This is a genomic window from Thalassospira sp. MCCC 1A01428 (assembly GCF_002115825.1).
Classification (GTDB): domain Bacteria; phylum Pseudomonadota; class Alphaproteobacteria; order Rhodospirillales; family Thalassospiraceae; genus Thalassospira.
In genome coordinates this window covers 1-10,366 of sequence record NZ_JFJZ01000077.1, presented here as the reverse complement: position 1 = coordinate 10,366, position 10,366 = coordinate 1, and the positions used below count along the sequence as shown (strand labels likewise).

Sequence of the window (10,366 nt, the reverse complement as noted above, 5' to 3'; positions counted from 1 at the left end):
AGGCTATCAAAGCCAGACGGGCACCGTACGTGCCGCCTGGGATTTTTAGGGTCGTATTATTTAATAAAACGGCGGTCCTGGTTTTGGGCCGCCGTTTTTGCTTGAACATTTGCTGGCTATCGCGAAGTGTTGCATGGGGTGGGAATAATTTGCAGTTTCACGCCGCCATTTTATCAACATTGCCAAAAATACAAGGTTGCCTGATGACGAAACGAACAAAAACAAAAGCAAAGTCGTCTGCCTCAACAGGTGCATCGGGTGATTTGACCGTTCCTCAGGCCATAGAACGCGCTTATGCGCACTGGAATGCCGGGCAAGCCCAGCAGGCAGAAGTTTTTGCGCGCCGTGTTTTGGCTGTGTCACCGGCACAGATTGAATGTCTTCATTTGCTGGGCTTGATTGCTCATGCTTATGACAAGATGGATATGGCACTGGATTATATGCGTCAGGCTTGCGGGTTTTCCTATTCGCCGGGGGGCTATTTTAGCAATTATGCAGAAATGTGCCGTCAAAACAGATTGTTGGGCGAGGCCGAAAAGGCCGCGCGGACTGCTGTTGAACGTGCGCCGGAAATGGTTGGTGCATGGAATAATCTGGGGATTATTTTACAGGAATCCGGGAAACTTGAGGAAAGTATTACATGCCTGAGGCGGGTTGTGGCATTGGAGCCAGAGAACCCGGAGGCTTGCAATAATCTGGCCAATACATTGTTACTGACGGCAAACTTTGATGAGGCACAGCGTTTTTATGAAATGGCGCTGGCGCTTCATCCCCGATACGCCGAGGCGAACAGCAACCTGGCAAACCTTTTGATGAAGCAGGGTAAGTTTGACGCGGCAGAGACCTATGCCCAGCGTGCCATTGACGTTAATCCTCAACTTGTTACGGCATATCTTAATCTTGTGGAGATCGCCATCGAGCGTCAGCAGTTTGACCGTGCGATGCAGCGTCTGGATGCCTTGCTTCGGTTTGCGCCCGAAGATCCCTCGGCATTGGCCGCACGGGCCACCGTGTTGCATCGCCGGGGAGATTCCGACAATGCATTACGTGCTGCGATGGCAGCGGTAAAGTTTGCACCGGAAAGTGCCAGTGCCCACAATATATTGGGCAAAACGCAACAGGCACTTAACCGTTTTGAGGACGCAAGGAAATCTTTTGCGCGGGCTCAGGCGCTGCCGGGGCTTGAACGAAATAATGCGCGTATCAACCTGGCTGAAATGTATGCCGCGCAAAATGACAAATCGGCTGCCGTTGCAATTTTGACTGAGGTTGTGGCTGATGACCCCGCACACGTTTTGGCTTGGGGGCAATTGGCCGATATCAAAAAATTCAGTGTTGGAGATCCTCAACTTGAAGCACTGAAACATCTCTACGCCGAGAATATTTCGCGTTTTGGGCTGACCGATCGGATGGTGTTGTGCTTTGCATTGGGAAAGGCATTTCTTGATGTTGGTGATGGAGAAAATGCTTTTCGCTATCTTGCGGAAGGAAATGCACTAAAACGCGAAACCTTTGATTACGATGGTGTGCAAACGAGTCGGTGGTTGCAATCGATTTCCAGCCGGTTTTCGCAAGAATGGTTAAAGGAACGCGCAGGCCGGGGAGATCCTTCGGCCATGCCGGTTTTTGTGGTGGGAATGCCGCGTTCGGGCACGACCCTGATTGAGCAGATCCTGGGGGCGCATCCGGATATTTATCCTGCTGGTGAATTGCGCAATATCAGTACCATTATTGCCAAAAATGATGCTGCAATGTCGCAAGGTAATTGCGCGGGAATGGAAGACCTGGCGGGAATGGCCGGGCAATATTTGGCATCTGTCATCGCCATGGCGGAAGGCCGACCCCATGTGGTGGATAAAATGCCAGCCAATTTTTTACATGTGGGCATGATACATGCAATGTTTCCCAATGCGCGGATTATTCATTGCAGGCGCGACCCGATTGACACGTGCCTGTCATGCTATAGCAAGTTGTTCGCGGCCGAACAGTCATTTTCCTATGATCTGGCGGAGCTGGGCCAGTTTTACCTTGCATATCGCGATTTGATGGCACATTGGCGTAATGTTTTACCCGGTGATCGATTTATTGACGTTGATTACGAAGCCGTTGTTGCCAATTGCGCAGTTGAGGCACGGCGACTAACCGATTTTATCGGGGTTCCCTGGAATGAAGCTTGCCTGGCGTTTCATCAATCAAGGCGCCCGGTCCGCACAGCAAGCGTTAATCAGGTACGTGAACCGTTATATACAACCTCTGTCGGGCGTTGGCGGCCTTACGCCAAACATTTATCACCATTGCTTGCTGCATTTGGCATGGATGAATAGCTATTTGTACAGCTTACCAGCCGGGAATTGTTTTTAGTTCCGGGCGGATGCTTAATTGCTGCCAGTTCTGCGCCCAGCAACAGAAATGGTCAAACCGGGGCACTTCAATGTGTGATACCGGGGTGTTTGCGGGTAATTTTGCCATAAAGGCACGGGTGACGGCGGGCCCAACGGTTGTGTCTTCGACGCCTGAAAAATGAACCTGGGGAAGGTTTCCCAGCCGGGCGGCGAAATCGGCTGGATCAAGCGAGCCCGTAAGGGATGAAACCCCCGCGCGGTCAGTCCAGTACCGGGTATCAAGGTTGGCTGCAACTGTAATAATGCCTGCTATATCATTGCGTTGGGCTGCCAGTAATGTTGCCAGGGCCCCACCGCCGGAATAGCCGACGATAACAAGTTTCCGGATGCCGAGTTTGTTTTTGAAAAGGTTTAGGGCCGTGTTAAGGCTTGTGACAATTTCCGGTGCATAGCGTTTAACTGTCCAGTAAGGGCGTGCGCAATTACGGCCATGATCGGGCATGACATATTGGCATGGCCGTGCGAGATACAGCACAGGTCCCTGGTGGGGATCGGCGATTGCCATGCGCAATGCAACAGGGTTATCCGGTGTCGGATTGGTTGATGCGCGGTTGGGTGTAATATAGGCAAGCCCATCGCCTTCCAGATAGACAAACAGGGTTTGACTTTGCCCTGTGTTTTTCCAGGATGCGGCAATATCAAATTCACCGGACGGTACAACGCCAGATGACCAACCCGCTTTGGCAACCAGTTGGTCGCGCAAGGCGGCGCGTTGGGGGACGGTGCTACAGGCAGCAAGACCCCACAGGGCAATGACCAGTAAAAAAATGTGTGCGGGCCTCATGATCGCAATTTCGCCAGTTCGGTTGCCATGTTTTGTACGACACCGGACCAATCGCCAGAGGCGGACTGACGAAACAGTTTCACACTGGGATACCATGGCGTGTCATCACGATCGAGCAGCCAGCGCCAGTCGGGGACAAAAGGCAGCATGACCCATGCGGGGCGGCCTAATGCCCCTGCCAGATGGATTGGTGAACTGTCGACAGAAATCAGAAGGTCGATGACGTTAAAAATGGCGGCTGTATCCTCGAAATCAGAGATTTCGGGGCCAAGATTAATCAGGTTCATACCCTCTGGCGGGGTATTGGCATCGTCGGCACGGTCACCTTTTTGAACGGACAGGAATGTTATGCCATCCATGCCAAGCGGGGCCAGTTTTTCCAGCGACATGGATCGTGCGGCATCATTGAAATGGGTTGGTCGCCCTGCCCAGACCAGCGCAACCAGCGGGCGAGGAAGCTTTGCAAGCCGTTTTTGCCATTTGCGAATGCGTCGGGGGTCGGCGGTAATATAGGGTATCTGCCCGGGTAGATCTGCCAGTGTCAGATCGGTAACCTCTGGCAGGGTCATCATTTGGCAATGCATGTCAAAAGCTGGTGGAAGTTCGCCTTGTCGGACAATTTGATCGATCCCGGACATGCGTTTGGCAAAGCCTTCCTGTTCCTGGCGAATTTGCAGAACTATTTTGGCCTGGCTACGCTGTTTTACCCACGGCACCATGCGTAAAAACTGGAACGTATCGCCAAATCCCTGTTCGTCATGAATCAATAAGGTTTTATCGCGAATAACCCGGCCATCCCATAGGGGTTTTTGAACCTTGCGGTCCAGAATTTTGGTATGGTCCAGGCTGTAGCGGTATTGATATTCCCGCCAGCCGCGTTTGAAATCTCCGATCAGGAGCAAAACTTCAGACAGATCAAATCGCAAATCCAGATTGCCAGGTGCATGCTGCACCAGCATGTCAAGAATTTCCAGTGCTTCATGTACCTTGCCCTGTCGGCGCAATGTTGCAACCAGCAGCCGCCAGATATGCAATTGTCCGCCATTTGCCAGCAAGGCGCGGGTAAGGGTTTCGGCTTTGACGAAATTGTTGGCGGCAAGTGCGGCGCGGGCTTCTGCCTCGGCCTGTTCCGGAGTTAAGCTGTTCATCGGGAATGCGGCTTTGCCATTATTGTGCGATATGTTCCGTGGTGAGGGCAATCATCGGAGGTCTTGTTTATGGATAATTGCCCTGTCGCGTTCATAACAGTGCGATGGACGTTCTATTCTACACCTTGATACCACAGAGTTTACATCGGAATAGAGCAAAAGACGGTATGTGCTTTTGTATTTCGAACCTGTTTCGTGCGTTTACTTGAATTTTCCGATGCCGGGCGGGGTCATTCTGATCATGGTGATGCATTAAGCCTGAGTGTGCGTGACGTAATGTTGTTTTTGTGTGGGAAAATACACTTACTTCAAGCATAGGCGGACGATTGACAATCGTGACTGTGCTGCCTGCTGGTTTGTATCGTGGTGTTTGTGTTTACCAAGCTGAGGTTACCAGTTGTTTTCCGTTTTGTTCCCGGATTTCCAACTTCTTGACGATTTTCGTTTAATCGATAATCGTTCTTTATGATTTAATTATTTGATAATATAGATTTTATCTATTTTGTGAGCGAATAATGGCAAAGCTTGGGTGATGTCATAAAAAGGCCACCCGGCTGGCGGTTATGCCGGGTGGCTAGAAGGTCAGGCTGACTCTGTAAGAAAGACTTACTTCTTTTGCAGCTTCGCCTGTTCAAGTGACCAGTATTCCATATCAAACAGATCAGCCTCGTCGATGGGTTGGAACGTGCCAATCTTTTCGGCAGCATTAATGATGCGGGCGGTTTGTTCGCCCAGATCACCGGCAATGGCTGCGGCTTTTGCATCCTTGCCCAAACCCACCAGCCCGATATTTCTGATCATGACAATACGGGGCCAAGGATCCAGCTGCACTTTTGGCTCGCTGGCATTGGGCGCATTGCGATTGAAATAGGCACTGTATTTTCCCTGGTAATCATTAATTGCGGCCAAAATGGTACTTTCATCCGCATCGGCATCAATAATCATGGGAAATGGTTTAATCCGGATAACATGGTCCGGTGTGGCTGTGCCGCGTTGGGCAATTTTTTCAAGCTCCGGGTTTTCCAGATAAGCCCGGATCGACGGGGTGCTGCGAAAGTCCAGTGCGATGTTGGCGGCAAATGGTGACGCCCCTTTTTGCAGGGCTGCGGCCAACCGGGCTTCAATCGCCGGGGCCAGGGTGGTATCGGAAATTTCGGGGCCGGGCAGGGCAATACCTTTGGCGGCAATGTATTGTTCGGCCTCGGTAACAAAATCAATCATGCGATCATATGATTGTTTTGCTGTCGCCCCAAAGGTAAATAAACCGTGGTTTTTAAGCCACAATCCCTGACAGTTCGGGAACTGGTCAAACAGGTCGGCCCCGGCGATGGACAAATCATAACCCGGCATCACATAGGGCAGAAAGGCCAACCGGTCGCCGTAAATCTCGCGCATGATCTGTTCGGAATTTTCCTGATCGGCCAGCACCAGCACGGCGGTGGAATGGGTATGATCCACAAATGTATCGGGCAGGTAGGCATGCAACAATGCCTCGACCGACGGGTTCGGCGCATCGGCATCCAGCAAATTGCGACGCAGCAAGGAAACCATTTCCGGGTCCGTCAATTTGCCGGCATGGCGGGCATCGTAAAGCGGTTGCAGATATACGCCGGGCAGACCCGGTGCCTCGATGGTTTCAAGGTCCCAGCCACTGCCTTTGACATGGATGATCCGGGTGCCATCGTCCTGTGTGATCTTGACCGATGTATTGCCACCTCCGTGCAATACAAGGTCGGGCACCTGCCCGATAATGCGGGATGTGTAAACCCGTAGTCCAAGATCGGCGGGTTGGCCCTGTTTTACGGCCTGATCGATATAAAATTGGGCGTCCTGATCATTCCAAAGGTTTTTCATGGGCCGTTTCCGTTAATTGAAGACAAAAAATAATCTGACAAACAAATAAGGTGGCGCGACACCGAGGGAGGGCGGTGCCGCGCCATGATTTCCGGGTTTGGAAATCAGAAATCAAAATCGTCGATATTGTCCTTGGTGAACACGGTACGTTGCGGCAGCAAAATGATCCCGTTGCCATCCGCTTCATAGTCGTAGCCCTGAACGCTGTTTGGCGAAACTTCGACGGTGCCGATGCCCGGAATGTCGAGTTTGTCGCCAACATTCATCGGGCCGTCTTTAAGAACATGATCAGCAACATAAACTGCGATCTTGCCCTGCTGGGTTACATCCCACAGGCCAAAACGTTCCACTGTGCCGCGTTTGACATAGGGGCGCATGACGTTCGGGGTGCTGAACCCGACAATGGCAACCTTGCCCGCACGATCCAGGTTTTCAGCTGCCTGTGCCGTTGCCGGAAGGGCATTTGCATCCGGGGCGATAATGGCATCCAGATCCGGATAGGCCTTCAGGATGCTTTCCGCGGTTTGAAGCGATTTTTGCGCATCATTATAACCATACTGGGTGGTAACAATTTCCCAACCCGGATGTTCTTTGGCAATTTTGGCCTTGGCGGCATTGGCCCAGGCGTTCTGGTCAGTTACCGTCGGGCTGGAATAGAAAAAGGCAACCTTGGCTTTTTCTTTTTTAATGCCGTCATTTGCCATGTCGACCAAAAGGCTGCCCAGTTGTTCAGGGGTGCCCTGATTGACATAATAGCTGCGGCATTCAGGTTTAACATCGCTGTCCCAGGTCATGACCAGAACATCGCGGTTCATGGCGCGCTGCAATGCCGGGCACAGGCCATCGGGCGAAACGGATGACAGGATTAGCGCATTGTAACCCTGATTGACGAAGTTGTTCACAAACTGTACCTGGCCGGAAACACTGGGTTCGGTCGGGCCGTCATAGGTGACTTTTTCGTTCAGTTCCTTGCCGGCCTCCAATGCGCCGTTACCGCCGCTGGTGAAAAAGCCAACCCCGACAAGTTTCGGGATAAAGGCAATCTGGTTTTCAGCAAGGGCAGGCGATGCTGCGGCAAGGATCGACCCCGTGACCGCTGCAGCGATAGTCCATTTAAAGTGACGTCCAAACATGTCGTTCCTCCTCACGATGCTGCGCGTTTCCGGTTCGTCGCCATTATTCGCGCAGCGACAAAGCTGGTAAGCACTGCGCTTCCGTGGCGCAATGCTACCGCAACCACCAGCAACGCACCTGAGAGCGCGCTGGAAATTTGACTGGGAACCCCGCTCATTTGCAGGCCCTGCTGCAAATAACCAATGACCAGTGTGGCCATAAGGGTGCCGATAATGGATCCTTGTCCGCCGTAAATGGATGCCCCGCCCAAAACGGCGGCGGTAATGGCAGGCAACAATGTTGCCGTACCCAGGTCTACCCGGGCCGACCCGAAATAGGCGGACAACACCAGCCCTGCGACACCGGCGAAAACACCGGTCATCACATAGGTGATGGTTTGAATGGTGCGAATGGGAAGTCCGCTATAGCGGGCGGCATGTTCGCTTAGTCCGCATAAAAACACTGCCCGGCCAAAACGGGAAAAATGCAGGATCACGAACAGGATGACAGCCTCAACCAGCAACACCACAAACGGTGCGGGCAGACTTGCGACTTCCAGATAGGCAAAGCTGGTAAAGCTGTCGGGGAAGTTGCCAATGCCTTCATATCCTCCCGCGCCGACCACACCGGAAAGAACCGTTGCTGCTCCGCTAAACAGATAAAGACTGCCAAGGGTGACCACCAAAGGCTGAATACGGGATAAATGGATCATGCTGGCATTAAACAGCCCCGCAACGGCCCCGGCACCAAGGGCTGTGGCAATACACAGCGACAGCGGCAGCCCAAAGAAGTTGGCAATACCAAAAATGATCGCGCACAGACCAACAGTCGATGCAAACGATACATCAATGCCCCCGGCGATGATCACGATGGTCAGCGGTAAGGCGACAATGCCAATCTGGGCAAAGTCACTGGTGCTGTAAAGCAGGTTCGAGAGGTTTAAAAACCGCGGGTTAATGGCGCCGAAAATTGCGAATTCGGCCACAAGCATGGCAAACAACGCCATTTCCCAGCGCAGAAAAATACGTTTCATTGGGTGGTCTCCTGCGCGGTGGGGGCTGTGGCCGGTTTTGCGGGGATAACTGTTGTCTTGTTTGGTGTGTGGACAGCATAGCGTTTGGCGCGGATGGCTTTTTCAACCGCGATCCTTACGCGACCGTCAAGCAGCAACACCAGCAGCAACACGGCACCGGCAATAAAATCGTTCCAGAAGGCCGGGATTTTCAAAAAGACCAGGGCGCTATCGATTGAGGTCATAAAGATAACCCCGACAAAAACACCCGGAACCGACCCGCTGCCGCCCAACAGGCTGACGCCCCCCAACACATTTGCCGCGATCGCCTTAAGCTCAACGCCATTACCGGCCTGATTGGGGATAAATCCGATTTGGGCGGCAAAAATAATACCGGCAAGGGCCGCCAGAACACCCGCGGCAACAAAGGCGCTGATTTGCACCAGATTAACCCGAATGCCTAAATGTCGTGCTGCTTCGCGATTGTCACCAACCGCATAAAAATAGCGACCAAAACGGGTATGGCGGGTAATTGCCCATACTCCGGCAAGAGCAATTATGACAGCCACTGTCAGAACCGAAATTCCGATGCTGCCATTCTCAGCCAGGAATTTAAGTGATTGCGGTAGTTCCTCGATCCATTTGCCGCCGGTCAGGATCAGCATGATGCCCCGAAACAGGCCCAGTGTCCCCAATGTTGCAATAATGGAGGGCACACTGAAAAACGTGACCAATATACCGTTAAACAGACCAGCCAACGCACCCGAGATCAGGCAAACAATGATGGCGGGAACCAGCCCGACATCGTTATTTAACAGCAAACCCAGAATAACGGCGCTTAGACCCAGTACCGAGCCGCTCGATACATCAATATTTCGCGTCAGAATGACCAGCATGGTACCCAATGCCACGGTCATCAGAACCAGGCTGTTGGACATGATAACCGATGCGGTCGAAAGCGAAAGGTAACCAGGGGCCGCCATGCCGATCAGAATAAAGGCCAGAACGGTAACGCCAAAAAGGGTCGCAACACGGTTACGGGCGAAAAAATCAAGCATGGCTTGCCGCTCCGGATTCAAAGGCTAAATGGGCAATGGCATCGACATTGATGGCATGGCTTGAAAGCTCGCCGCATTGATGCCCGTGCGCCATCACAACAACACGGTTCGCAAGCTGTTCAATTTCGTCAAAATCCGACGAAATCAGCAACACGCCCATCCCCTTGTCGGCTAGTTGATGAATAAGACGGTAAATATCGTTGCGGGCCGCAACATCTACCCCGCGTGTTGGTTCATCCAGAATAAGAACCCGCGGGTTTGCAGCCAGACATTTGGCCAACAGAACTTTTTGCTGGTTCCCGCCTGAAAGGCGCCCGGCGGATTGGCCGGGGCCTTCGCACTTTATGCCAAGCGCATCGCGAAATTCCGAAAATTCGCCTGTTTCCCGTCGTGATCTGGGGAAAAAACCCAGCCGGTGCATCGTATAGCCCGACATGTTCCACGCCAGCGATGCTTCCAGAAACAGGCCGTTTTGCTGGCGATCTTCGGGCAGGTAAACAAGGCCGGCATCGACACAATGACGCGGTGACCGTTTGCTAAGCTCTCGCCCCAACAGCCGAACAGTGCCATCATTTGCCGGGCGTAGGCCAAACAGGGTCTCTGCCAGTTCCGACCTCCCGGCTCCAACGACACCTGCAAGCCCGACAATTTCGCCCGCATGTACGGTAAAGGAAATATCGCGAAATCCTTCGCCACTAAAATGATCAAGTTCCAGAACGCAAGCGTCACTGGTGAAATCCTTGTGGTTTTGCCGGCTTTGGGATGTGGTAATCTGGCTGGTGCCAGCAGTTTTTGTCATCGCTTCGACAATTTGCTGGTCGTTATATTCTTCCAGTGTGCCGTAAAGAACGATGGCGCCGTCGCGCAATACGCTGATAACGTCGCAAATTTCACGAATTTCGCGCAATTTGTGCGAAATAAAGAAAATACCAACCCCCTGGGATTGCAATTGCCGAACCCGATCAAACAGGGCATTGGCTTCGTGCGGGGTAAGT

8 protein-coding genes are annotated in these 10,366 nt (G+C 52.4%); 1 reads left to right on the top strand and 7 read right to left on the bottom strand.

The annotated features are described in order from the left end of the window. The first annotated feature begins 203 nt into the window (after positions 1-203). Complete coding sequence (locus THS27_RS24965) at positions 204-2,324, top strand: tetratricopeptide repeat-containing sulfotransferase family protein (RefSeq protein ID WP_085595558.1); 2,121 nt, start codon at positions 204-206, stop codon at positions 2,322-2,324. Positions 2,325-2,337: 13 nt separating this feature from the next. Here the strand turns inward: THS27_RS24965 and THS27_RS24960 are convergent, their stop codons facing one another. The 7 genes from THS27_RS24960 to THS27_RS24930 form a co-directional block, all read right to left on the bottom strand. Continuing rightward, positions 2,338-3,186: an alpha/beta hydrolase gene (locus tag THS27_RS24960; protein ID WP_139835741.1), complete on the bottom strand. Its 849-nt coding sequence runs from the start codon at positions 3,184-3,186 to the stop codon at positions 2,338-2,340. Further along, on the bottom strand, positions 3,183-4,334 hold the full coding sequence (locus tag THS27_RS24955; protein WP_085595552.1) for a tetratricopeptide repeat protein: 1,152 nt from the start codon (positions 4,332-4,334) through the stop codon (positions 3,183-3,185). Before THS27_RS24955 ends, THS27_RS24960 begins: the two co-directional genes overlap by 4 nt. A gap of 606 nt (positions 4,335-4,940) precedes the next feature. Continuing rightward, a complete protein-coding gene (locus tag THS27_RS24950; RefSeq protein WP_085595550.1) occupies positions 4,941-6,188 on the bottom strand; it encodes a class II aldolase in 1,248 nt (415 codons plus the stop codon). Between the two features lie 104 nt (positions 6,189-6,292). Then, entirely contained in the window at positions 6,293-7,321 is a 1,029-nt protein-coding gene (gene lsrB / locus THS27_RS24945; protein WP_085595548.1) for an autoinducer 2 ABC transporter substrate-binding protein LsrB, read from the bottom strand. A gap of 11 nt (positions 7,322-7,332) precedes the next feature. Next, complete coding sequence (locus THS27_RS24940; protein WP_085595547.1) at positions 7,333-8,334, bottom strand: autoinducer 2 import system permease LsrD; 1,002 nt, start codon at positions 8,332-8,334, stop codon at positions 7,333-7,335. Beyond that, entirely contained in the window at positions 8,331-9,371 is a 1,041-nt protein-coding gene (lsrC, locus tag THS27_RS24935; protein WP_085595545.1) for an autoinducer 2 ABC transporter permease LsrC, read from the bottom strand. Before lsrC ends, THS27_RS24940 begins: the two co-directional genes overlap by 4 nt. Beyond that, on the bottom strand, positions 9,364-10,366 hold a 1,003-nt coding region (locus THS27_RS24930; RefSeq protein WP_139835740.1), incomplete at its 5' end, for an ATP-binding cassette domain-containing protein. The genes THS27_RS24930 and lsrC, both read right to left, overlap by 8 nt.